The sequence below is a fragment of the Variovorax sp. P1_H2 genome, assembly GCF_056405295.1.
Genome location: NZ_JBFUCJ010000027.1, coordinates 23,701 through 45,186 on the forward strand (window position 1 = coordinate 23,701; position 21,486 = coordinate 45,186).

Annotated in this window: 23 protein-coding genes and 1 pseudogene; 10 read left to right on the forward strand and 14 right to left on the reverse strand. The window is 66.8% G+C overall.

The window, feature by feature from the left end; translation table 11 throughout:
- Nucleotides 1–172 precede the first annotated feature (172 nt).
- Both AC1D2E_RS12105 and AC1D2E_RS12110 read left to right on the forward strand, forming a co-directional pair.
- On the forward strand, nucleotides 173–898 hold the full coding sequence (locus AC1D2E_RS12105; RefSeq protein WP_478197630.1) for a cytochrome c oxidase assembly protein: 726 nt from the start codon (nucleotides 173–175) through the stop codon (nucleotides 896–898).
- Nucleotides 895–1,407 carry a CopD family protein gene (locus AC1D2E_RS12110; RefSeq protein ID WP_478197631.1) on the forward strand — a complete coding sequence of 171 codons (513 nt, stop codon included), beginning with the start codon at nucleotides 895–897 and terminating at the stop codon, nucleotides 1,405–1,407. Before AC1D2E_RS12105 ends, AC1D2E_RS12110 begins: the two co-directional genes overlap by 4 nt.
- Here the strand turns inward: AC1D2E_RS12110 and AC1D2E_RS12115 are convergent.
- Complete coding sequence (locus AC1D2E_RS12115; RefSeq protein ID WP_478170925.1) at nucleotides 1,371–1,880, reverse strand: DUF2231 domain-containing protein; 510 nt, start codon at nucleotides 1,878–1,880, stop codon at nucleotides 1,371–1,373. The genes AC1D2E_RS12110 and AC1D2E_RS12115 overlap by 37 nt on opposite strands.
- Before the next feature lie 51 nt (nucleotides 1,881–1,931).
- Between AC1D2E_RS12115 and coxB the strand changes: the two genes are divergently transcribed.
- From coxB to AC1D2E_RS12140, 5 genes are all read left to right on the forward strand, one after another.
- Nucleotides 1,932–2,621, forward strand: coding sequence for a cytochrome c oxidase subunit II (gene coxB / locus AC1D2E_RS12120; protein ID WP_478197632.1), 690 nt, complete (start codon nucleotides 1,932–1,934; stop codon nucleotides 2,619–2,621).
- Between the two features lie 61 nt (nucleotides 2,622–2,682).
- The gene (ctaD, locus tag AC1D2E_RS12125) at nucleotides 2,683–5,220 is read left to right on the forward strand and encodes a cytochrome c oxidase subunit I (RefSeq protein WP_478197633.1); all 2,538 of its coding nucleotides are present in this window, start codon (nucleotides 2,683–2,685) and stop codon (nucleotides 5,218–5,220) included.
- Entirely contained in the window at nucleotides 5,217–5,561 is a 345-nt protein-coding gene (locus tag AC1D2E_RS12130) for a hypothetical protein (RefSeq protein ID WP_478197634.1), read from the forward strand. The genes ctaD and AC1D2E_RS12130 overlap by 4 nt, the downstream gene beginning before the upstream one ends.
- Nucleotides 5,562–5,649: 88 nt before the next feature.
- A complete protein-coding gene (locus AC1D2E_RS12135) occupies nucleotides 5,650–6,975 on the forward strand; it encodes a ferredoxin reductase family protein (protein ID WP_478197635.1) in 1,326 nt (441 codons plus the stop codon).
- A gap of 160 nt (nucleotides 6,976–7,135) precedes the next feature.
- Nucleotides 7,136–7,501 (forward strand): TfoX/Sxy family protein, encoded by a 366-nt coding sequence (locus tag AC1D2E_RS12140; RefSeq protein WP_478197636.1) that lies wholly within the window; start codon nucleotides 7,136–7,138, stop codon nucleotides 7,499–7,501.
- Nucleotides 7,502–7,603: 102 nt separating this feature from the next.
- On the opposite strand, the gene AC1D2E_RS12145 is transcribed toward AC1D2E_RS12140, so the two are convergent.
- The 6 genes and pseudogenes from AC1D2E_RS12145 to AC1D2E_RS12170 form a co-directional block, all read right to left on the reverse strand.
- Complete coding sequence (locus AC1D2E_RS12145; protein ID WP_478197637.1) at nucleotides 7,604–8,698, reverse strand: alcohol dehydrogenase catalytic domain-containing protein; 1,095 nt, start codon at nucleotides 8,696–8,698, stop codon at nucleotides 7,604–7,606.
- 25 nt (nucleotides 8,699–8,723) lie between these two features.
- Nucleotides 8,724–9,491, reverse strand: a complete 768-nt coding sequence (locus tag AC1D2E_RS12150) for a GolD/DthD family dehydrogenase (protein WP_478197638.1) — start codon at nucleotides 9,489–9,491, stop codon at nucleotides 8,724–8,726.
- Between the two features lie 17 nt (nucleotides 9,492–9,508).
- The gene (locus AC1D2E_RS12155; protein WP_478197639.1) at nucleotides 9,509–10,519 is read right to left on the reverse strand and encodes a substrate-binding domain-containing protein; all 1,011 of its coding nucleotides are present in this window, start codon (nucleotides 10,517–10,519) and stop codon (nucleotides 9,509–9,511) included.
- Nucleotides 10,520–10,545: 26 nt separating this feature from the next.
- Nucleotides 10,546–11,532: an ABC transporter permease gene (locus AC1D2E_RS12160; protein ID WP_478197640.1), complete on the reverse strand. Its 987-nt coding sequence runs from the start codon at nucleotides 11,530–11,532 to the stop codon at nucleotides 10,546–10,548.
- On the reverse strand, nucleotides 11,532–13,010 hold the full coding sequence (locus tag AC1D2E_RS12165; protein ID WP_478197641.1) for a sugar ABC transporter ATP-binding protein: 1,479 nt from the start codon (nucleotides 13,008–13,010) through the stop codon (nucleotides 11,532–11,534). Before AC1D2E_RS12165 ends, AC1D2E_RS12160 begins: the two co-directional genes overlap by 1 nt.
- 11 nt (nucleotides 13,011–13,021) lie before the next feature.
- A pseudogene (locus AC1D2E_RS12170) lies at nucleotides 13,022–13,276 on the reverse strand (RpiB/LacA/LacB family sugar-phosphate isomerase); the annotation flags it as partial.
- 275 nt (nucleotides 13,277–13,551) lie between these two features.
- On the opposite strand from AC1D2E_RS12170, the gene AC1D2E_RS12175 reads away from it, so the two are divergent.
- Entirely contained in the window at nucleotides 13,552–13,839 is a 288-nt protein-coding gene (locus AC1D2E_RS12175) for a hypothetical protein (protein WP_478197642.1), read from the forward strand.
- On the opposite strand, the gene AC1D2E_RS12180 is transcribed toward AC1D2E_RS12175, so the two are convergent.
- The 5 genes from AC1D2E_RS12180 to AC1D2E_RS12200 all read right to left on the reverse strand — a co-directional run bounded on the left by AC1D2E_RS12180 (nucleotide 13,832) and on the right by AC1D2E_RS12200 (nucleotide 18,006).
- Entirely contained in the window at nucleotides 13,832–14,971 is a 1,140-nt protein-coding gene (locus tag AC1D2E_RS12180; protein WP_478197643.1) for a DUF2855 family protein, read from the reverse strand. The genes AC1D2E_RS12175 and AC1D2E_RS12180 overlap by 8 nt on opposite strands.
- A gap of 96 nt (nucleotides 14,972–15,067) precedes the next feature.
- The gene (locus AC1D2E_RS12185) at nucleotides 15,068–15,493 is read right to left on the reverse strand and encodes an organic hydroperoxide resistance protein (protein ID WP_478197644.1); all 426 of its coding nucleotides are present in this window, start codon (nucleotides 15,491–15,493) and stop codon (nucleotides 15,068–15,070) included.
- Between the two features lie 145 nt (nucleotides 15,494–15,638).
- Nucleotides 15,639–16,094, reverse strand: a complete 456-nt coding sequence (locus AC1D2E_RS12190) for a MarR family winged helix-turn-helix transcriptional regulator (protein ID WP_478197645.1) — start codon at nucleotides 16,092–16,094, stop codon at nucleotides 15,639–15,641.
- A gap of 100 nt (nucleotides 16,095–16,194) precedes the next feature.
- Complete coding sequence (locus AC1D2E_RS12195; RefSeq protein ID WP_478197646.1) at nucleotides 16,195–17,010, reverse strand: crotonase/enoyl-CoA hydratase family protein; 816 nt, start codon at nucleotides 17,008–17,010, stop codon at nucleotides 16,195–16,197.
- A gap of 147 nt (nucleotides 17,011–17,157) precedes the next feature.
- Complete coding sequence (locus AC1D2E_RS12200; protein ID WP_478197647.1) at nucleotides 17,158–18,006, reverse strand: 3-hydroxybutyryl-CoA dehydrogenase; 849 nt, start codon at nucleotides 18,004–18,006, stop codon at nucleotides 17,158–17,160.
- A gap of 178 nt (nucleotides 18,007–18,184) precedes the next feature.
- Here AC1D2E_RS12200 and purT point away from each other — a divergent pair, with 178 nt between their 5' ends.
- Nucleotides 18,185–19,387, forward strand: coding sequence for a formate-dependent phosphoribosylglycinamide formyltransferase (gene purT / locus AC1D2E_RS12205; RefSeq protein WP_478197648.1), 1,203 nt, complete (start codon nucleotides 18,185–18,187; stop codon nucleotides 19,385–19,387).
- 26 nt (nucleotides 19,388–19,413) lie between these two features.
- Entirely contained in the window at nucleotides 19,414–20,352 is a 939-nt protein-coding gene (locus AC1D2E_RS12210; RefSeq protein WP_478197649.1) for an alpha/beta hydrolase, read from the forward strand.
- Nucleotides 20,353–20,433: 81 nt separating this feature from the next.
- Here the strand turns inward: AC1D2E_RS12210 and AC1D2E_RS12215 are convergent, their stop codons facing one another.
- The gene (locus AC1D2E_RS12215; protein WP_478197650.1) at nucleotides 20,434–20,856 is read right to left on the reverse strand and encodes a hypothetical protein; all 423 of its coding nucleotides are present in this window, start codon (nucleotides 20,854–20,856) and stop codon (nucleotides 20,434–20,436) included.
- Nucleotides 20,850–21,479 carry a peptidoglycan recognition protein family protein gene (locus AC1D2E_RS12220; RefSeq protein WP_478197663.1) on the reverse strand — a complete coding sequence of 210 codons (630 nt, stop codon included), beginning with the start codon at nucleotides 21,477–21,479 and terminating at the stop codon, nucleotides 20,850–20,852. Before AC1D2E_RS12220 ends, AC1D2E_RS12215 begins: the two co-directional genes overlap by 7 nt.
- Between the last annotated feature and the right edge of the window lie 7 nt (nucleotides 21,480–21,486).

The window sequence follows — 21,486 nt, forward strand, 5'->3', positions numbered from 1 at the left end:
ATCGACATTGTCGGGCTTCGGCGCGATGGCGCTTGATCTTTGCCCGGCTTGCGCGCACAGCCATGCAAGTTTGTCATTCGAGTCGAACCCTTGGACGAATCTCACCGGCCCTGCTAGCATTTTTCCGGGAGTCGAAAGCCCGAGGGGGCTGCAGAACGGGGAAGGAAAGCCCATGGTCAATTCGTTGATCGCCTACTGCGGTGCCGCCGCGGTCCCAGGCGATGCATGGACGCGCTGGAACCTCGATCCACTGCTGATCGCCGTGCTCGCCGCCCTGGCCTTCGGGGTTGCCCGCGGCCGGACCTCCGACGCTCGGGCCGGCTGGGGCGCGATCGCGCTGATGGCCGTGGTCTTCGTCTCGCCGCTTTGCGCCTTGTCGTCGGCGCTCTTCTCGGTCCGCGTGCTGCACCACGTGATCCTCGTCAGCGCCGTGGCGCCGCTGCTGGCGCTGGCATTCCCGCAGCGGCGCGCCGGTCCGGTGCCGCTGGCGATGCTTGTCGCGGCCCACGCGGTCGTCCTCTGGCTCTGGCACGCGCCGGGCCCCTATGCCTGGGGGCTGGCCAGCGTTCCGGCCTATTGGCTGATGCAGCTCTCCCTGCTTGGCAGCGCCTGGCTCCTGTGGCGGGCGATCCTGTCGCCGGCCACGCCAGCCGGCCTGGCGCTGGTCGCGCTCGCGGTGACGATCGGGCAGATGGGGCTGCTGGGCGCCCTGATCGTCTTCGCGGCGCAGCCGCTCTATCCGGTGCACTTCGCGAGCACCCTGGCCTGGGGCTTCACGCCGCTGGCCGACCAGCAGCTCGCCGGCCTGCTGATGTGGGTGCCGGCGATGCTGCCCTATCTCGCCGTCGGACTCTGGCGCGCCTGGACCAGCCTGCGACCCGCCGAGGCGGCCCTGTGACGACCTTCCTCAAGTTCGTCCATCTGGCCGCGATCGCGGTCTGGTCGGGCGGCCTGCTCGCCTTGCCCTTCCTGTTCTGGCAGCGGCGCGGGCTCGAGGCGGGGGCGGAGCTCGACCGGCTGCACCGGATCGTCCGGCTGGTGTATGTGGAGCTGACTTCGCCGGCGGCCTTCATCGCGATCGGCAGCGGCACGGCGCTGATCTTCCTTCAGGCCACCTTCGAGGAGTGGTTCTCGATCAAGATGGTGCTGGTCGGCATCATGGCCATGCTGCACGTGGTGGCTGGTCTGGTGGTGCACCAGTTGTTCTCGCCCAAGGGGACCTTCGGGCGCTTCTCGTTCGTCGCGCTGTCAGGCACCTACGCGGTCTTGATCGTCGCCATCCTGTGGGTGGTGCTGGCCAAGCCGCAGATCGACTCGAACCAGTTCGCCGCCCACCTGTTCGAGCCCGGCGCGCTCTCACGCCTGTGGCATCAGTCCTTCGGCGACACCAGGATGCCGATGCCATGATCGAACACCAGCTTGCCCCCGTGCCAACCGGCGAAGCCCACCATGATCGAGGCCAGGACCGAGAGCACCAGTCCGTGCGGCAGCACGGAGGCCGGATCGGTCAGGCGCAGGCCCCAGCTGGCGCCGGCGATGGCCACCAGCGTCATCGCGGCGATGGCGTGCGACCAGCTGGCTTCGTGCAGGCGGATGCCGCGCACCAGCAGCAGCTCGCCGGTGCCGACCAGGCTGGCGGCGACGCCGCTCCAGAACGCCATGCCGGCCGCCCAGAGGCCTGCACGCAGCCAGAACACATCGCCCGACCACCAGTAGAAGACATCGACGCCGAGTGTCGCGACCACGAATGCGACCGGGAAATGCACCAGCATCACGTGCAAGGGATGACCGACCAGCGCCACCGCCGAGCCGACATCGAGTCGCTGCAGTTCCAGCAGCACCTGGCTCTGGGGTGGCGTCGGGTCGCCCTTGTCGGCCATGGTTCTTCTCCTTGGCCGCGGCGGCAGCCGATCAGCGGATATCGTAGCGTCTTGCGCGCATCGCTCCAAGCCGGATCGTTGGCGGCATTGACCGGTTGCAGCGGACCGCTGTCGACGCTCGATCCTTCGGGGCCGGCCGCGGCCTCGATCGCAACGATGTGGTGGGTGATGCTGATCGGCTCGGCCCTTCTGTTCCTGCTCGTCGTCGGCATCTTCATCCTGGTGATCAGGCGGCCGGGCTGGGGCTCGAGCGTCTCGCCGACGCGCTGGATCGTGCTCGGCGGCCTGGTGCTGCCGGCCTTCGTGCTGCTGCCGCTGCTGGCCTACGGCCTGGTCACCGGCGAGCGCCTGTTGCCGCTCGCCGGCAGCGCGCCGCCGCAGCGCATCGAGGCGATCGCGTCGCAGTGGACCTGGACCTTTCGCTATCCCGAGCACGGCGGCGTCGAGACCCGCAACGTGCTGCTGCTGCCGGTCGGCAAGCCGGTCGACATGGTCGTGACGAGCAAGGACGTGATCCACGCCTTCTGGGTGCCGCGCTTCGCCGGCAAGATCGATGCGGTGCCGGGCAGGGTCAACCGGCTGCGCATCCAGGCCGATCAACCCGGCCGCTACGAAGGAACCTGCGACGAGTTCTGCGGCCTCGGCCACACGGGCATGCGCTTCGCGGTCATCGTCCATCGTCCGGAGGACTTTTCCGCCGCAATGACGCAGGCACTTGCAGCACCGGAGGCCAGGAAATGAGCGCCGCGACGGGCCGCCCCGAGCAAGCTCGCACCGCAGTGCGAAGCACGGAGGTTTCCTTATGACCGGACCCGTCGACCCGCGGCCGGAAGGCGCCCGCGCCCTGCGGCTGCACCGGCAGCTGAACAAGATCTGGGCCACCGGGCCGGGATGGCAGCGGCTGGCCGCGGTCAATCATTCGGTGATCGGCCTGCGGATGTTCATCACGTCCTTCGCCTTCTTCCTGATCGCCGGCCTGCTGGGCATGCTGACCCGCGTGCAGCTCGCCACGCCGCATTCGCTGTTCCTCGATCCCGAGACCTACAACCAGGTCTTCTCGGTGCACGGGTCGATGATGCTGTTCCTGTTCGCGATCCCGATGGTGGAGAGCTTCGCGGTCTACCTGACGCCGAAGATCCTCGGCACGCGGGATTTCGCATTCCCCCGGCTGACCGCCTACGGCTACTGGTGCTACCTCTTCGGGGCCTCGATCGTGACCGTATCGCTGATCCTGGGCGTGGCGCCCAACGGCGGCTGGTTCATGTACACGCCGCTGAGCTCCAACGTCTACACCCCGGGCGTGAATGCCGACGTCTGGCTGCTCGGCATCACCTTCGTCGAGATCTCGGCGCTGTCGCTGGCCATCGAGATCACTGTCTCGGTGCTGAAGATGCGCGCGCCGGGCATGTCGCTCGACCGGATGCCGATCTTCGGCTGGTACATCCTCGTCACGGCGATGATGATGCTGGTCGCCTTTCCGCCGCTGATCCTGGCCTCGATCCTGCTGGAACTCGAACGCGCCTTCGGCCTGCCCTTCTTCGACCCGACGCGCGGCGGCGACGCGCTGCTGTGGCAGCACCTGTTCTGGCTGTTCGGCCATCCGGACGTCTACATCATCTTCCTGCCGATGGCAGGCGTGCTGTCGACCCTCATTCCGGTCTTCGCCAACCGGAAGCTGGTCGGCTACCGGGCCATCGTCGTGGCCATCATCGCGCTGGCCTTCCTGAGCTTCGGCATCTGGGTGCACCACATGTTCGCGGTGGGCATCCCGCATCTGGCGCTGGCCTTCTTCTCGGCCGGCTCGGCGATCGTCTCGGTGCCGACGGCCGTGCAGGTCTTCGCCTGGCTGGCGACGCTGTCGCACGGCAAGCCGCGCTGGGACGTGCCGATGCTCTACGTCTTCGGCTTCTTCTTCGTCTTCGCGATGGGCGGGCTCACCGGCGTGATGCTCGCGATGGTGCCCTTCGACTGGCAGGCGCACGACACCTATTTCGTGGTCGCCCACATGCACTACGTGGTGGCCGGCGCGCTGGCCTTCCCGATGGTCGCCGCGCTCTACTACTGGCTGCCCCTGCTGACCGGGCGCGCCGCGGTGCAGCGCCTGTCGGTGCCGGCGTTCTGGCTGATCTTCGTCGGCTTCAACATGACCTTCTTCATGATGCACCTGACCGGCCTGCTCGGCATGCCGCGGCGGGTCTACACCTACCGTGGCGACGAAGGCTGGAACTGGCTCAACCTGCTGTCCTCGGTGGGCAGCTTCGTGATGACCATCGGCTTCGGATTGCTGATCATCGACCTGGTGGTGCAGCTGCGCCATGGGCGCCGCGTCCGGCGCGATCCATGGCGGGCCCAGACCTTCGAATGGGCGATGCCGATCCCGCCGGCGCCGTATGCCTTCGCGTCGATACCGCATGTCGGTCCGCAGACCGAGGGTGTGCCGAAGGCCGAGCTCGCGCTGTCGCTGGCGCGTGGCGAAGGCTACCTGGGCTCGACGCGCAACGGCTGGCAGGAGGCGCTGGGCGTGCACATCACGAGCGGCAAGGCCGAGCAGCTGATCGTGCTGCCGAACCCGACCTACCTGCCGCTGGTCACGGCGATCTTCACGGGCGGTGCCGTGCTGGGTTTCCTGTTCAAGGCCTATTGGGTGTCGCTGGCTCTGGCGCTGGTCACCTTCGGCCTGTTCGTCTTCGCGGGGCGGCGCGCCGGCCTGCCGCGCGACTATGGTCCGCTGCCGGTCGGGCTGGGCGTTGCCGTGCCGCCGCACACCGAGGCCGCGAGCTCGCCGTCCTGGCTGTCGCTGGTCTGCGCCCTGGTGGCCAATGGCACGCTGTTCACGTCGCTGGTGTTCGGTACCTTCTATCTCTGGCTGGCCGGTGGCGACTGGCAGAAGATGCCGCCGCCCGAGCCGAGCCGGCTGCTGGCCTTCGGCGCCATCGCCTGCCTGGTCGTCGCGGCGGTGGCCGCGCGCGGCTCGCTCAAGGCGGTGATGGCCGGCGGCAAGGCATCGGGCTGGATGGGCCTGGTCGCTGTCGCGCTGATCGCTGCCGTCGCGGCGCTGGTGCAGCTGATCATGGGCGTCACGCCGCATCCGCGCGCGCACGCGCTCGGGGCCACCGCTGCGGTGCTGCTGGGCTACGTGAGCCTGCATGCCGCTGTCGGGCTGCTGTTTCTCATCAGCAACTTCCAGCGCATCCGCGGCGGCTACATCTCGCAGCGGCGCTTCACCGACCTGCGCCTGACGCGGCTGTGGATCGACTACACGCTGGTGACGGGCGTCATCGCGCTGGGCCTGGTGCTCGCGCTGCCGTCGCTGGTGACGGTCCTGGGAGCTCGGCCATGAATGCGGCAGCGACGACCGTCCCACCCCGGCGTGCCTGGTGGCTCGCCGCCGCGTTCATCGTCTGGTGCATCGCCCTGTCGGCGCTGTATGCGATCCACGCCATCGGCTGCGCGTTCGGCTGGTCGGCGGCCTCGCTGCGCTGGACCCTGGTCCTGGTCTTCATCGCGCACCTGGCCGTGATCGGCTGGATGTGGCTCAAGTTCGCCAGGGCCGCGCCCGACCCCGGGTCCGGCGACACCGCAAGCTTCCTGCACGACGCGATCGTCTGGACCACCCTCGCTGCCTTTGCGAGCGGCGTGCTCGCGCTCGGTCCGTCGCTGCTGCTCACGTCATGCATCTGATTCCAAGCGAACCCAACCGGGGTGAGCCATGAGCCGCCGGGCCGCTCCCAAGGCGAATACCGCAGCGCTGCTGCGCGGAGGTACGCCGATGAGCTCCCGCGATGCCGTCCGAAAGGCCGTCTGGGCCGCGATCTACCTGCTCTTCATCCTGGCCCCGCTGCTGGCACTGCTGACCGGCGCGCTGCCGCCCAGCCGCGGCTTCTGGACCGAATTCTCGGTGGCGCTCGGCTACACCGGCCTTGCGATGATGGGCCTGCAGTTCGGCCTCACGGCGCGCTTCCGGTACGTGACCGATCCGTGGGGCGAGGACGTCATCTACCATTTCCACCGCCGCGTCTCGCTGATCGCGGTCGGGCTGGTGGTGGTGCACCCGACGATCCTGCTGGCCACCGGTTCGGACAAGATGGCGATGCCCGACTCCCTGGCCGAGGTGCCGCTGGGCGCCGTCTTTGCGGTGCTGTCGCTCGGCGCGTTGGTCCTCCTGGTGGTGATGGCGCTCTGGCGCACGCGGCTGAAGATCAGCTACGAGTTCTGGCACGCGACCCACATCCTGCTCGCGCTCGCCGCGGTCGGCGGCGGCCTGCTGCACATGGTGGGCTGGGGCTTCTATCTGGTCGATCCGGTGAAGCGCGCGCTGTGGATCGGCATGACGATCTTCTGGATTGCGCTGCTGCTGTACGTGCGCATCGTGAAGCCGCTGTTCATGCTGCGCCGGCCCTACCGCGTGGCCGAGGTGCGGGCCGAGCGCGGCGACACGACGACGCTGGTGATGCGGCCCGAGGGCCACGCGGGCTTCCGCTTCCGGCCCGGCCAGTTCGGCTGGCTGACGCTCTGGGGCAACCCGTTCAAGATCACCGGCCATCCGTTCTCGTTCTCGTCGAGCGCCGAGGCGGCCGACGGGCGCGTCGAGATGACGATCCGCAACCTCGGCGATTTCACCCGCGGCATCGCGAAGGTGCCGGTGGGCCGGCGCGTCTACCTCGACGGGCCGTACGGCGCCTTCACCATCGGCAACCCGGCCGACATGCACGTGCTGATCGCGGGCGGCATCGGCATCACGCCGATGATGAGCATGATCCGCACGCTGGCCGATCGCGGCGACAGGCGGCCGCTGATCCTGCTCTATGGCGGCAAGGACTGGGAGTCGCTGACTTTCCGCGAGGAACTGGATGCGCTGGCGAAGCGGATCGATCTCAGCGTGGTCTATGTGCTGTCGCAGCCGCCGGAAGGCTGGACCGGCGAGAGCGGCTACATCGACGCCGCGTTGTTCAAGCGGCATCTGCCGCCGGGCTACGCCGACCACGAGTACTTCATCTGCGGCCCGAACGTGATGATGGACGCGATCGAGGCGGCACTCGGCGAAATGAAGGTGCCGCTCGCCAAGTACCATTCGGAGCGCTACAGCTTCGTCTAGGAGGTTTCGATGCGCCGCTTGTTTGCCGATCGACTGGTTCTGGCCACCGGGGTCATCGTGGTCCTGGTGGCGATGGTGTTTGCGCTCTGGCGCGTGAGCGCCTGAATGGGGAACTCCTCCAAGATGGCGGCCCCGGCGCACGACGGACCGACGGGGCGCCATGAGTGAATTTGCCGACGAGCTGCATGAGGTCTTCGAACGTTTCGGTCGGATCTCGCTGCGGCGAATGTTCGGTGGCCATGGCGTGTTTCATGACGGCCGCATGTTCGGCCTGGTCATCGGCGACCGTCTCTACCTCAAGGCGGACGACCAGACGGTGGCCTTCTTCGACGCCCGGAAATTGGTGCCTTTCGAATACATGCGCCAGGGCAAGACCGCGCGCCTCTCCTACTACGAAGCTCCGCCCGAGCTGTTCGAGGATCGAGACGAAGCGGCGCTCTGGGCCCGCCGGGCCTGGGAGGCTGTGCTGCGGGCAGGTCCGCCCAAGCGCAAGTCGCCAAAAAGAAGAACCCGCCGGAGCGGGTAAAGGTCGAGGTAGTTCGCCACGACGCCGGCCAGCGGTGCGCGCTGCTGTTGGGCTCCTTGTGATCGACCGAAATCAGCGCCCGCTGGATGCCGAGCGGCAGGCTCAAGCGCTCGGCTTCAGCAGCACCTTGATCGAATCCATGGAATCCGCCAGCCTGATCGCCGTGTCCCACTCTGACAACGCGAAGCTGTGGGTCACGATGCCCGCCGAGCTCACCAGGCCGCGCGCGAGCAGGTCGATCGCGATCGGATAGCAGTCGCCGCTCAGATGGGCGCCGCGCAGGTCCAGTTCCTTCTCTTCGCCGATGATCGACCAATCGACCGTGGTGTCGCGCCCGAACACGCTGAACTCGACGAAGCGGCCGCGCTTGCGGATCATGTTCAGGCCCTGAATGACGCCGGCCGGCGCGCCAGTCGTTTCGATGTAGACGTCGCAGCCGTAGTTGTCGGTCAGTGCGCGCACGACGGCCTCGGCACCTTCCTGGCCTGGATGGATCACGACATCGGCACCGAAGCCCCGCGCCAGCTCGAGGCGTTCGTCGACCATGTCGATCACGATCAGCTTCTTCGGCGTCTTGAGGCGGGCCACCTGCACCATCAGCAGCCCCAGGGTGCCGGCGCCCGCGATCACGACCACGTCGTCGAGCTGGATGTCGGCCCGGTTGACCGCGTGGATCGCGCACGACAAGGGCTCGGTCACCGAGGCATCCTCGAAGGAGATGTGATCGGGAATCTTGTGGATCACCGCGCGCTTCGACAATCGCATGTAGTCCGCCATGCCGCCGTCCGCCACCTGCCGTTGAAAGCCGTGGACGTCGTGCACTTCGCACATCCAGCGCAAGCCCGTCTTGCAGTAGCGGCAGCGCGTGCAGGGCACGATCTGCTCGGCGATGACGCGGTCGCCGATCGCGACGCCATGGTGCGCGTCGGCGCCCGGACCGAGCTCGACCACGTGGCCCCAGAACTCATGGCCGGGAATGACCGGCGGCTTGACGTAGGCCGGCTTGTTCTTCTGCGGGTCGCCCCAGAAGCGGGCCGCGCCCGCGTGGCATTTGCAGTCGCTGGCGCAGATGCCGCAGGCGGCGATCCGGATCACTGCTTCGTCGATGCCGGCGGCGGGTCGCTTGACGCGCTCGAGCCGGTAGTCCTGGGGTGCGTGGCACACCACCGCCAGCATGTCCTGGTCGTGAAATTTCATCGCTGTCTCCTCTCTGGATTGCCTGTCACTGGGCGGTGTAGCCGCCGTCGATCAGGATGTTTTCTCCGGTCACCATGGCCGAGGCATCGCTCGACAGGAACAAGATCAGGCCGGCGATCTCGTCGGGCCTGGCGAAGCGCCCGACCGGGAGCCGCGCCCGCATGGCGATGCCCGGGTCACCGTCCCAGGCCTGCCGGCCCAGCGCGGTGTCGACCACCGTGGGCGAGATCGCGTTGACCGTGATGCCGTAGGGTGCCCACTCGAGCGCCAGCACCCGGGTCAGCCCGACCAGCGCGGCCTTGCTGGCGCAGTAGGCCGCGTGGCGGTCCAGCGCCACCACGCTGGCCTGCGAGGCCAGATTGATGATGCGTCCGTAGCGCCTCTGCTTCATGCCGCAGCCGACGGCTTGCGCGAGCAGCAAAGGGGCCTTGAGGTTCACGGCCATCGTCCTGTCCCATGCCGCTGCGGACAGATCCTCGGCCTTGTCGAGCAGCGCGATGCCGGCGTTGTTGACCAGGATGTCGACGGCGCCGAAGCGGTCGTGCGCCTGGGCGATGGCTTCGGCGATCGCGTCAGGATCCTCCAGGTCGACCTGGCAGGCCAGATGGCGATCGAGTCCGCCTTCGAGATCGGCCGCCACGCCGAGCACCTCGGGCCGAAGGTCCAGCAGCGCGAGCCGGGCGCCGCAGCGCGACAGCAGCTCTGCGGCCGCCAGGCCGATGCCGCTGGCTGCGCCCGTGACCACCGCCGCCTGCCCGGAAAGATCGAAGCCGTGGGTCCACTGCGAATGCATGGCCGTCCCCTGGTGCGTCACTGCGGCTTGACCTTCTTGAGGAACGCCTGCGCGTTGGCTGGCGTGATCTCGGTCCACGGGACCGTGTACGACTTCGCCGTGCCATCGCCCCAGGGCATCCGGTCGGCGTATTCGGTCCAGATCGGGGAGCGCGGCTGGTATGAAGGCCCTTTCATCGCGCGCAGCGCCACGTCCATCGCGCCTTGCGCCTGCGCTTGCGCGTCCTGGAAGTTGGTCGTCATCTCGCCGCGCTGCACCGCGCCGATGGCCGCGGCGATGCCGTCGACCCCGACCACGGGAATCTTCGCGATGTCCATGCCCTTGGACTTGATCGCCTGCACCGCGCCCAGCGCTTCGTCGTCGTTCTGCGCGATGACGCCGTTGATCTTGCCGGGGAAGGCGGTCAGCCAGTTCTCCATCAGCGACATCGATTCGGCGCGCGACCAATTGCCGGTCTTGCGGGCCAGCACCTTGACCTCGGGATGCTTCGCCAGCACTTCGTCGTTGCCCCTGGCACGCTCGATCTGCGCCGACTGGCCGATCGGGCCCTCGATGACGACGATGTTGCCCTTGCCGCCGATCTTCTTCATGAGTGCCTCCGCTTCCATGCGGCCGGCGACGACGTCGTCGTTGCCGACATAGGAGGTCAGCACATCGCCGGACACGCGGGTGTTGGAGCCGACGACCGGGATGCCGGCCTTGATCGCCTTCTGCACCGGCGCGGCGCCGGCCTTCAGGTCGATCGGCACAAAGATGATCGCGTCGTACTTCTGCGTGATCATGGTGTCGAACTGGTTGCTTTGCGTGAGGGCGTCGTAGTTGCCGTCGAAGATCGTGACCTTGACGGAGCCATCCATCACGGACGGGTGGGCCTTCAGTTGCGCGCTCCACATCTGCATGAATTCGCCCTTGAGGCCGTAGATGGCGGCACCGACGCGCAGGGGCTTGTCCTGCGCGTGGGCCGTTGCCGCGCTCGCGAGCGTCACGGCCAGTGCCACGGCCGATGCCAGAGTCTTCAGTCGCTTCATGGTTGTCTCCCTTGGTGAAAAAACGCCTACGTGTTCTTCTTGCGCGAGGTGTCGAGCAGCACGGCGCCGACGATGATCACGCCCTTGATCACCTGCTGGTAGTAAGACGAGACACCCAGCAGGTTCAAGCCGTTGTTGATGACGCCGATCAGCAGCGCGCCGAGCAGCGTGCCCGCCAGCGATCCGGTGCCGCCCGAAAGACTGGTGCCGCCGATGACCACCGCGGCGATCGCGTCGAGCTCGTACGAGACGCCGGCCTGGGGCAGCGCGGCCGTGGTTCTGGCGGCGAGCAGGATGCCGGCCAGTCCGGCCAGCAGCCCGCTCACCGCGTAGACCGCGAACACCACCTTGCGGGTGCCGATGCCGCTGGTCTTGGCGCTCTTCACGTTGCCGCCGACCGCATAGATGTAGCGCCCGTAGATGGTGTAGCGCAGCACGAACCAGAAGACGCCGATGACCGCCGCGAAGATGAGGATCGGCAAAGGCACGCCGCCGACGCGGGCGTCGCCGATCGCGAGGAAGGCGGGCGGCAGGTCGGAGACCGGCATGCCGTCGTTGAAGATGTAGGTGAAGCCGCGCGCCGCGCTGAGCATGCCCAGCGTCGCGACGAAGGGCGGCACGGAGAAGTGTGCGATGAGCAGGCCATTGACTGCGCCCAGCGACAGGCCGACCCCGAGCCCCGCGAGGACGCTGGCGGTCACGCCATAGGAGCCGCCGCTCGCGACCAGCCAGGCGCTGACGATGCCCGAGAAGGCCAGGATGGCGCCGACCGACAGGTCGATGCCGCCGGTGAGCACCACGTAGGTCATGCCGACGGCCAGGATGCCGTTGATGGAGGTCTGGCGCAGGATGTCGGCCCAGTTGCCCCAGGTCATGAAGAACTCGTTGGCGAAGGACAGTGCGATGCAGACCCCGAGCAGGGCGGCGAGGATGCCGTAGCGGGCGTAGAGCTCGCGCACGTTCGGCGCATCGCGGCTGGCGCCGGTGGGCAAGGAGAGGGTGTTGTGGGTCATCACGAGGCCAGGTGAAGCAGTTGCTCTTGAGTGGCGTGGTCGGCGTCGACGACGGCAACCAGGCAACCCGCCTTGAAGATCGCGATCCGATCACTGACGTCCAGGACTTCCTGCGCCTCCGACGACACCAGCAGCACCGCGCCGCCGGACTGTGYGAACGCGTCCAGCAGGCGATAGACCTCCTGCTTGGCGCCTTCGTCGATGCCCCGGGTCGGCTCGTCGCACATCAGGCACATCGGCGCGGTCGAGAAGCAGCGCGCGAGCACCACCTTCTGCTGATTGCCTCCGCTCATGGACGAGACCGGCAGCTCGGTCGAGCGGGTCTTCATGCGCATGCGCTCGACCATCGTCGTCACCAGCTTGCGGGCTTCGCCGGTGTGGACCAGCGACAGCGTCGTCATGCGCCGGTAAGCCGACAGCGCGATGTTCATGGCGATTGAGCTGGTCAGGACGAGCCCGGTCTCCTTGCGGTCCTCGGTGACCAGGGAGAGCCCGGCCGCGATGCTGCGCGAAGGGCTTCCCGTCGCGAGCCTCCTGCTGCATAGCTTGATCTCGCCATGCTGCAGCTTGCTCAGGCCGTAGATGCAGTTGAGGAACTCGCTGCGTCCCGCGCCCATCAGGCCGTAGATCCCCAGCACCTCGTTCTTGTGGACGGTCAGCGAGATGTCCGAGAACTCTCCGCGGCGCCCCAGCGCGATGGTCTGGAGCACCGGCGCGCCGGGCGCGCGGCGCGCCTTCTCGGCCGGCTTCAGCGTCCGGCCGACGATGGTGCTGACCAGGTGGTTGCGGTCGATGTCGCCGATCAGGCCGCTCTCGACGAAGGCGCCGTCGCGGAACACCGTGTAGCGATCGGCGATGCGGAAGATCTCCGACAGCCGATGCGATACGTAGACGATGCCGGCGCCATGGGCGGTGAGGCTGCGAATGGCATCGAACAGCACCTCGGTCTCGCGCTCGCCGATGGCCGAGGTCGGCTCGTCCATGATGATGATCTCGCTGTCGTGGCTGAAGGCCTTGGCGATCTCGACCAACTGGGTTTGCGCAAGGCTCAGACGTTGCATCGGCGCGCGCGGGTCGATGTCGAAGGCCAGGCGATCCATCAACGCGCCGGCGATCGCGAAGAGGCGCGCGTAGTCCACGACGACGCCGAGGCGCCGGGGCTCGCGGCCGAGATAGATGTTCTCGGCGACGCTCATGCCCGGAATCGGCGAGAGCTCCTGCGTGATGATCGAGATGCGCGCGCGCAGGGCGTCGTCGGGTCCCTGGAAGTCGACCAGCTGGTCCCTGACCCGGACGCTGCCGCCGTCCCGCCGCAGKATGCCCATGAGGATGTTGAGGAAGGTCGACTTGCCCGCGCCGTTGCCGCCGCACAGGGCGTGGACGCTGCCCCGTTCCAGCGTGAGGCGGCCGTCGATGAGGGCCGGTACACCGCCGAAGCGCTTGGCAACCCCGTCGGCCTTGAGCAGGGGGGTGTTCATGGGGCGTCCGCCTGCGCGGCGCGGATGCCGGCCACCTTGTTGGCCGAGATGGCCATGCCGATGCCGGTTCCGCAGAGCAGGATCGCGCGCTCATGCTTGCCGTTGGCGACCGCTTCGGCGACCGCGATGCCGATGTCCGGGTAGAGCGCGTCTTCCTCACCGTGGGTGCCGAAGTCGGTGAGTTGATGGCCTTGCGCGCGCAGGTGCGCCATCAGCAAGGTCTTGAGCCCCGAAGCCGCGCCGTCGCAGCCGATCGCCACATTCATTTTTCTTGTCTCCCTGGTCGCTCGACCGTGATCGATGGATGGGTGCGAGCGAAATGGAGTATTGCTTTCTTTGATCTATTGTCAATACGTGGATCAAATGATCATTGAAATTTATAAAGATAGACGAATATTTACCTTGGTATCTAGAGAAATGCCGATGAAATAGAGAATTAGTCTGACATGTCCTTGTTTTGAAATGATCATTTGTGCAACTAATGACTCTTTGATCAAGATGGTGCCTGGAATTCGCCGCTTCGGCACAAACAAAGGGCCACATGGCCGGCAGCCGTATCGTCAATGACCCGGATCTCGTCGTCGACGACATGCTCCTCGGGGGGCTGGCGGCGCACCGTCGCGCAGTGCGTGCGTTGCGTGACAACCCCAGAGTCGTCCACCGACGCGAACTGCCGGAGCCCGGAAAGGAAACGATGACGTGGCTTCAGCGCCGCGCGGCGACGAGGGCCGGGGCCAAGGCCAACTTCGTCATCGCGCCCGGAACGGGCGCCGCCGCCAAGCTGCTTCAGCGGGTGGAAGCAAAGGGCGTCGAGGTTTTGCTCACTTGACAGCCTGGGGGCGCTGGTCGGTCGCCGACTCGGCCAGCGAAAGGATGTGGCCCACGCGAGGATCCCCCCGACCCGCCAGAACTTCGTTGTAGGCCGCTTGCACTTCGGCCGCGCCCTGGTGCCGCGCGACCCGCAGCCAGGGTGCCTGCGCATCCCCGACCCGCGCAATGAATGCATGCCACGCCTGGACCATCCGCTGCCCGAAGGCCTCGCCACCCCACTCGGCGGTCCGCTTCTTGATCTGCGCCGGCGCGAAGAAGAGGGTCGCGCGAGGCCCCGGCAGATCCTTGCCGGACCCGCTGGCCGCCAGCTGGTCGACGTGCGTGCCGCCGATCGACGCGCTGTGCTTCAGGTTCGCGAAGCGGGTATGGATCGCGCGCCGCAGCGCTGCGTTGCCGGCGAAGTCCACATAGACGCAAGGCGTGTCGGCCGCAACCTGGTCCAGTTCTTCGTAGGCCAGCACCCGGTGGTAGCAGCCCAGGCTTTCGCAGAAGGCCTTGTTGGCGGCCGAGGTCAGGCCGATCACCTCGATCCCTTCGCGCTGCGCCAGCTGGAAAGCGGTGCCGTAGGCCGTCTTGCTCGACGCGCTGGACAGCAGCGCGGCACCCGGACGGGCGCCGAAGAAATCGTTGTCGTCGAGAAAGTCGTCGATCAGCCACGAGGTAATGAACAGCGGCCGCAGCAGCGCCTGGATGTCCTCGGTGCCCGCCGTGTAGAGCGGATCGGACTTGCAGCGGAAGTACTGGTTGTAGACCGCGGGCAGGGCGCTGCGGTGCGCCGCGGCGTCGGTGAAGCGTTCGGGCGAGAGCCGTGAGGGCGTCAGCACCACGGCCGAGGCCATCGGGAAGTAGCCGTACAGCCGCTCGCCCACCGCGACCCCCGGATGCAGCGAGTGCGACACGGTCGCGAAACCCCACACCGGGATGCTGCCCCAGCCCTCCTCGCCGCTCGGGAAGAACTGCCAGTAGCTCATCGCCTCGCCGAAGGCGGCATAGGTGATGTTGTTCGAGGTCAGCGCGAAGTGCTCGATGCGCACGCGCACCTGGCCGTCGCCCAGCCGCTCGTCGGCGCTGCTGCGCAGGCGGGTGGAAGACAGGTCGTCCTTGCGGATCAGCAATTGTTCTGTGCTCATCCAGAAACATTAGCGCAGACCTGCGTCGAGCGCATGAAGAAAAGCCCGGCCGCCGTCGCGCAGGCGACGCCGGGCCGGGCTGGCGCTATCGGTCGATCAGGCGATCGACAGTTCGACGTCGATGTTGCCGCGGGTGGCGTTCGAGTACGGGCAGACCTGGTGCGCGGTGTCGACCAGCAGCTTCTTCTGCGCGTCGTCGAGGCCCGGCAGCGTGATCGCGAGCTTGACCGCGATGCCGTAGGCCTTGCCTTCGTTGATCGGGCCGAGCGAAACGCTGGAGTCGATGGCGACGTCGTCCGGCACCTTGACGCTGATCTTCGGACCGACGGCCTTCATGGCGCCGATGAAGCAGGCGGCGTAGCCGACCGCGAACAGTTGCTCGGGGTTGGTGCCCGGCTTGCCCGAGCCGGGCGGGCTGAGCTTGACGTCGATCGCGCCGTCGCTGGACTTGCCGGCGCCGTCGCGGCCGCCGATGGTGTGGGCTTGGGCGGTGTAGAGAACCTTGTCGAGCTTGGTGGTCATGGTGATTCCTTTGCAGTGGTGGTGGAGGGAGGAGGGAAAACGGAATGGGGATGAGAGGCTCAGTCCGCCGCCGGGCCGCCCCAAGGCGGACTGGGCCCCCTCGGGGGGCAGCGAGTACACGAAGTGACGGAGCGTGGGGGCTTGTTCATGCGGCCTTCTTGATGCGGTCGCGCAAGGACTGGATCTGCTGAGTCAGCGAAATGAGTTCGGGCACCGAGCACTCCGAGGCGGAAATCAGGCAGCCCGGCACGTCGGCGGCGCGCGCCTTGAGCTTTCGCCCCACGGCCGTGAGATTCACATGCACGCGGCGCTCGTCGGCGACGTCGCGGATGCGCGCCACCAGGCCATTGGCCTCGAGCCGCTTGAGCAGCGGCGTCAGCGTGCCCGAGTCGAGCGACAGCCGCTCGCCGACTTCGGACACCGTGAGCCCGTCGTGCTCCCACAGCACCAGCAGCACCAGGTACTGTGGGTAGGTGAGGCCGAGCTTCTCGAGCAGTGGCTTGTAGAGCCGCGTCATCGCGAGCGAGGCCGAATAGACCGCGAAGCAGAGCTGGTTGTCCAGCTTCAGCAGGTCGTCGGCGGGGATCGTTGCGGCGGGCATGGAGCGAATTGTAGCGAGCAATTAAATTGCGCACAATATAATTCGGACTGCAGGGTCTTTCCCTGCTGCGGCCTCCGTCATGGGGGCCGCAGCCGATGCATCAACGGCCGCTGAAGCGCGCGGGCCGGCGTTCGACGAAGGAGCGCACGCCTTCGGCCGCATCCTCGCTGTTCGCGAGGCGCTGCTGCACCGGGATGAACTCCTCGACCGCCGCCAGCGGCCCCTGTTCGATCGCCTTGATGACGTTGAGCCGGGTCGCGACCACCGCCAGCGGCGCCTGGGCCGCGATCCGATGCGCGATGCGCAGCGCCTCGTCGAACTCCTGGCCGGCCGGCACCACCCGCTGCACGAAGTTGAGGCGGAAGGCCTCGGCACTGTCGAACTCGTCGGCCGTGAGCAGGTGCAGCATCGCGTTGCCGAGGCCCGCGCGCTCGGCCATCCGTAGCGTCGCGCCGCCGGTGGCCATGATGCCGCGCTGCACCTCCATCTGCGAGAAGCGGCAGTTGTCGGCCGCCACCACGATGTCGGCGCCGAGCATCAGCTCGATGCCGACCGTGAAGCAGATGCCCTTGACCGCCACCACCATCGGCTTGGTGCGCCGGCGGTAGCCGGCCATGCCGAAGTCGTGCGGTTCGACCAGTCCCTGCGGGACCGCCTTCTCGCCGCGCCGCATGTACTCGGCCACGGCCGGCAGGTCCAGGCCGGCCGTGAAATGGTCCCCGAAGGCATGCAGCACGCCCACGCGCAGCCCGGGGTCGTCGTCGAGCCGGGTGTAGGCCTCGGCGAGCTGCTTGAACATGGGCGGCGTCCAGCCGTTGCGCTTGGCGGGCCGATTGATGCCGATCAGCAGCACGTGGTCGAGCACCTGGGTGTCGATGCAGCCTTCGGCGGGCGGGTGGGTCGGTGTGGTGGTCATTTGCGGTTGTCTCCTTAATCAGTTGGGGACAGAGCAAGAACTGCTGCGCAGTCTCTTGGTCTGTCCCGCAAGGTCTCAGCATTTGGGGACAGAGCAAGAACTGCTGCGCCGTTTCTTGGTCTGTCCCGCAAGGTCTTCAGCTTCGACTCAGTAGCTGTACACGCCGCGCCCGGTCTTGCGGCCGAGCTGACCGGCCGCGACCATCTCCTTCAGCAGCGGACACGGCCGGTACTTCGAATCGCCGAACTGCGCCAGGTAGACCTCCATCACCGCCAGGCAGACGTCCAGCCCGATCATGTCGGCCAGCGCCAGCGGGCCGATCGGCTGGTTGCAGCCGAGCTTCATGCCGGCGTCGATGTCCTCGGCGGTCGCCAGGCCCTCGGCGAGCACGAAGAAGGCCTCGTTGATCATCGGCACCAGGATGCGGTTGACCACGAAGCCCGGTGCGTTCTTGACCGTGATCGGCGACTTTCCGAGCTTCACCGCCAGTTCCTTCACGGCGTCGTGCGTCGCGTCGCTGGTCAGGTAGCCGCGGATGATCTCGACCAGCGCCATCATCGGCACCGGGTTGAAGAAATGCATGCCGATGAAGCGGTCGGCGCGCGAGGTCGCGGCGGCCAGCTGCGTGATCGAGATCGACGAAGTGTTCGACGCAATGATCACCTCGGGCGCCAGCAGCGCATCGACCTGCTGGAGGATCTTGAGCTTGAGCGCGTGGTTCTCGGTCGCGGCCTCGATCACCAGCTGGGCCGACTTCAGGTCGTCGTAGTTCGTCGAGCCCTTGATCAGCGCCAGCGCGGCGTCCTTCTGGGCCGCCGTGAGCTTGTCCTTCTTGATCAGGCGGTCGAGGCTGCCCGCCACCGTGGCGACGCCCTTGTCGACCGCGGCCTGCGCGATGTCGACCATGACCACGTTGACGCCTGCGACAGCGCAGGCCTGGGCGATGCCGTTGCCCATCGTGCCCGCGCCAATGATGCCGACCGTCTGGATTGCCATGAGAAATGCTCCTTGAACTGAAGAATGAAAGAGGAGGGCGCCGCCGCCCGCGGACGGCATCCCGTGGCGGAGATTGTGGAACAGAGCGCGGCCGCCCGCGTTGCCGTCCGTGACAGTGCCGAATGCGGCGCGAGTGATTTAAAGTCCCGCGTTCATCCTTCCCGCCACGAACCGACCCATGACCACCCTCGGCACGCCCCTTTCCCCTTCCGCCACCCGCGTGATGCTGCTCGGCTCCGGCGAGCTCGGCAAGGAGGTGCTGATCGCCCTCCAGCGCCTCGGCGTCGAGACCATCGCGGTCGACCGCTACGACAACGCGCCCGGCCAGCAGGTCGCGCACCACGCCCGCACCATCACCATGAGCGACCCGGACCAGCTGAAGGCGCTGATCGAGGCCGAGAAGCCGCAGCTGGTGGTGCCCGAGATCGAGGCCATCGCGACGCCGATGCTGCAGCAGCTGGAGGACGCCGGCGTGGTGCGCGTCATTCCGACCGCGCGGGCGGCCCGCCTCACGATGGACCGCGAGGGCATCCGCCGGCTGGCCGCCGAGACGCTGGGCGTGCCGACCAGCCCGTACAAGTTCTGCGATTCACTGGCCGAGTTGCAAGCCGCGATCGACGCGGGCATCGGCTATCCCTGCATCGTCAAGCCCGTGATGAGCAGCTCGGGCAAGGGCCAGAGCAAGATCGACGGTCCGGCCGACGTGCAGAAGGCCTGGGACTACGCCATGGCCGGCGGCCGGGTCAGCCACGGCCGGGTGATCGTCGAGGGCTTCATCAACTTCGACTACGAGATCACGCTGCTGACCGTGCGCGCCCTCGACGGCACCGGCGTGGTGCAGACGCAGTTCTGCGAGCCGATCGGCCACGTGCAGGTGAGCGGCGACTATGTCGAGAGCTGGCAGCCGCACCCGATGGCGCCGGCCGCCCTGCAGAAGGCGCAGCGGATCGCGCAGGCCGTGACCGCCGACCTCGGCGGCCAGGGCCTGTTCGGCGTCGAGTTGTTCGTCAAGGGCGAGCAGGTCTGGTTCAGCGAGGTCAGCCCGCGGCCGCACGACACCGGCATGGTGACGATGGCGACCCAGTGGCAGAACGAGTTCGAGCTGCATGCCCGGGCGATCCTCGGGCTGCCGGTCGACACCACGCTCAAGAGCCCGGGCGCCAGTGCCGTGGTCTACGGCGGCGTCGACGCCACCGGCATCGTCTTCGACGGCGTGGCCGAGGCGCTGGCGGTGCCGGGCGTCGACCTGCGGCTGTTCGGCAAGCCCGAGAGCTTCACGAAGCGGCGCATGGGCGTGGCGCTGGCGCATGCGGCCGACATCGACACCGCGCGCCGCAACGCCAAGGAAGCGGCCTCGCGCGTGAAGCCAAGACAAGCCTGATCTTCTCGATTGCCGGAGCCCCTCTGATGCTGCATCCCCAAGCCCAGGCCTTCATCGACCTCCTCGTGCAGCGCGGCGTGCCGCCGACGCACACGCTGACGCCGGCCGACGCCCGCAAGTTCTACCGCGAGCGGCGGGCCCTGACGCAGCCCGATCCCGGCGAGGTGGCCGAGGTGCGCGAACTTCGGGCCGAGGCGCCGCAGGGCGCGATCCCGATGCGGCTCTACCGGCCCCTGGGCGCCGCGGCCTCTGCCGTCCTGCCGGTGCTGGTGTACTACCACGGCGGCGGTTGGACCATCGGCGACCTCGACACCCACGACACGCTGTGCCGCGAGCTCTGCAACCTGTCGGGCTGCGCCGTGGTGGCGGTCGACTACCGCATGGGCCCCGAGCATCGCTTTCCGGCGGCGGTCGACGATGTGCTCGCGGCCACGCGCTGGGTTCGCCGGCAGGCTGGGGCACTCGGCGTCGATCCCGGCCGCCTCGCGGTCGGCGGCGACAGCGCCGGCGGCAACCTGGCGGCCGTGGCCGCGATCGCGGCCCGCGACGCCGGCGACCTGCCCATCGCCTACCAGCTGCTCATCTATCCGGCGACCGACATGCGCCGCGTCCATCCCTCGCATGTCAGCAACGGTCAGGGCTACGTGCTGACCGCCGACACCATCCGCTATTTCCACGACCAGTACATCACCGATGCGGCGCACGACCTCGACTGGCGCGCCTCGCCGCTGCTGCACGAGGACCTCGCGGGCCTGCCGCCGGCCCTGGTGCTGACCGCCGGCTACGACCCGCTGCGCGACGAAGGCCTGGACTATGCGCGCGCGCTCACCGCCGCCGGCAACCGCACGAGCTACGTCTGCTTCGAGCGCCAGATCCACGGCTTCATCACGATGGGGCGGCTGCTCGACGAGGCCCAGACGGCGGTTTCGATCTGCGCGGCGGAGTTGCGCCGCGCGCTGCGCTGAGCGCGGGCCCTTCGTTCGATACTTCGAGTCGCATCAAATGCGATTCGGGAGGGCACGAGCAGCATCGGACGCACAGAGGGGTCAGCACACAGAGGGAACATCATTTCCGTATGTGCAGGCGGTCGGGTCGTACCATTTTCGATCCTTGTAAAAAAGGTGAACCGAACCCCCTGCGTCGAATTCAAGTTTTGCGGTTCCGCCGGAATAAATTCTCCATTTTGCCGAATGACCATCGCTGAATTCGATAGTCCCAGTTGCATGACAGGGGGTGTACCGATCTTTGAATACAACAATATCGGGAATCGGGTATGCCTTGGTGAAGAAGCGCTTCACCTGGCTTGGAGTTGGCTTAAATGGCGTGCACATATCAGGCGGATTTCTTGGGTCTGGCCCCATATCCAAGCCCGTTTTCACAATTTTTACGCTCTTGACAGTTCGCGCCTGCACCGCTGCAGGCAAAGCGCTGCATAACGCAACCAAAACAACAAATAGCTTCTTCACCATTTTGCGGTACTGGCCTCGGTTAGATTTTTGCGCCCAATCTCCGGATGTCGATAGATTTCTTGCATAGAGACATTTAACGTCTCTGCCAGTTCTTTGACGAGCCATTGCAAGGATGCATTTTGCGCAGCATTGACTCGCTCATAAATTTCCTCGTTCGACTCCCTTGTCGGCGCACCCACAATTTCTATGCCTATCGAGTCGGCGTTATAGGGGAATCTATCGGGGAATGGCTTCGCAAACTCCACCTTATTGGTCGCATCCGCCCGAGCCCTGTTGCTTTTGGTTTGATCCAGCTTTCGTGCTGCCTGCAAGTCGACATTGCTGCATTTTTTCTTGAGAAGACATCTCGATTGCAAGTCGCCGACGTGATTGGTTGTCTTATGCAACGACGCAGTCTGATAAATCGTGCCGTCCTTCTCGATCATGAAATGAGCCCCATTTGGTCGCTTGCCATTTGGCTGCAATTTGGAATAGGAACTGTAGGCCCCGTCAGCCGTAGACCCGCCAGTCTGATGGACCACAATACCGTTTACCGTCCCCATTGGGCGATTTTCAATCAAAGGAAAAATCTTGAGCTTGACTTTTTCGGCGTCGACAAGTCCGTTTCTATCGATGAATAGCATCCTCAAT

Excerpts from the sequence above, each read along its gene's own strand:
- AC1D2E_RS12105 (WP_478197630.1), top strand. The coding sequence starts at position 173 with ATGGTCAATTCGTTGATCGCCTACTGCGGTGCCGCCGCGGTCCCAGGC.
- AC1D2E_RS12115 (WP_478170925.1), bottom strand. The coding sequence starts at position 1,880 with ATGGCCGACAAGGGCGACCCGACGCCACCCCAGAGCCAGGTGCTGCTG.
- ctaD (WP_478197633.1), top strand. The coding sequence starts at position 2,683 with ATGACCGGACCCGTCGACCCGCGGCCGGAAGGCGCCCGCGCCCTGCGG.
- AC1D2E_RS12130 (WP_478197634.1), top strand. The coding sequence starts at position 5,217 with ATGAATGCGGCAGCGACGACCGTCCCACCCCGGCGTGCCTGGTGGCTC.
- AC1D2E_RS12135 (WP_478197635.1), top strand. The coding sequence starts at position 5,650 with ATGAGCTCCCGCGATGCCGTCCGAAAGGCCGTCTGGGCCGCGATCTAC.
- AC1D2E_RS12140 (WP_478197636.1), top strand. The coding sequence starts at position 7,136 with ATGAGTGAATTTGCCGACGAGCTGCATGAGGTCTTCGAACGTTTCGGT.
- AC1D2E_RS12145 (WP_478197637.1), bottom strand. The coding sequence starts at position 8,698 with ATGAAATTTCACGACCAGGACATGCTGGCGGTGGTGTGCCACGCACCC.
- AC1D2E_RS12150 (WP_478197638.1), bottom strand. The coding sequence starts at position 9,491 with ATGCATTCGCAGTGGACCCACGGCTTCGATCTTTCCGGGCAGGCGGCG.
- AC1D2E_RS12155 (WP_478197639.1), bottom strand. The coding sequence starts at position 10,519 with ATGAAGCGACTGAAGACTCTGGCATCGGCCGTGGCACTGGCCGTGACG.
- AC1D2E_RS12160 (WP_478197640.1), bottom strand. The coding sequence starts at position 11,532 with ATGACCCACAACACCCTCTCCTTGCCCACCGGCGCCAGCCGCGATGCG.
- AC1D2E_RS12175 (WP_478197642.1), top strand. The coding sequence starts at position 13,552 with ATGGCCGGCAGCCGTATCGTCAATGACCCGGATCTCGTCGTCGACGAC.
- AC1D2E_RS12180 (WP_478197643.1), bottom strand. The coding sequence starts at position 14,971 with ATGAGCACAGAACAATTGCTGATCCGCAAGGACGACCTGTCTTCCACC.
- AC1D2E_RS12185 (WP_478197644.1), bottom strand. The coding sequence starts at position 15,493 with ATGACCACCAAGCTCGACAAGGTTCTCTACACCGCCCAAGCCCACACC.
- AC1D2E_RS12190 (WP_478197645.1), bottom strand. The coding sequence starts at position 16,094 with ATGCCCGCCGCAACGATCCCCGCCGACGACCTGCTGAAGCTGGACAAC.
- AC1D2E_RS12195 (WP_478197646.1), bottom strand. The coding sequence starts at position 17,010 with ATGACCACCACACCGACCCACCCGCCCGCCGAAGGCTGCATCGACACC.
- AC1D2E_RS12200 (WP_478197647.1), bottom strand. The coding sequence starts at position 18,006 with ATGGCAATCCAGACGGTCGGCATCATTGGCGCGGGCACGATGGGCAAC.
- purT (WP_478197648.1), top strand. The coding sequence starts at position 18,185 with ATGACCACCCTCGGCACGCCCCTTTCCCCTTCCGCCACCCGCGTGATG.
- AC1D2E_RS12210 (WP_478197649.1), top strand. The coding sequence starts at position 19,414 with ATGCTGCATCCCCAAGCCCAGGCCTTCATCGACCTCCTCGTGCAGCGC.
- AC1D2E_RS12215 (WP_478197650.1), bottom strand. The coding sequence starts at position 20,856 with ATGGTGAAGAAGCTATTTGTTGTTTTGGTTGCGTTATGCAGCGCTTTG.
- AC1D2E_RS12220 (WP_478197663.1), bottom strand. The coding sequence starts at position 21,479 with ATGCTATTCATCGATAGAAACGGACTTGTCGACGCCGAAAAAGTCAAG.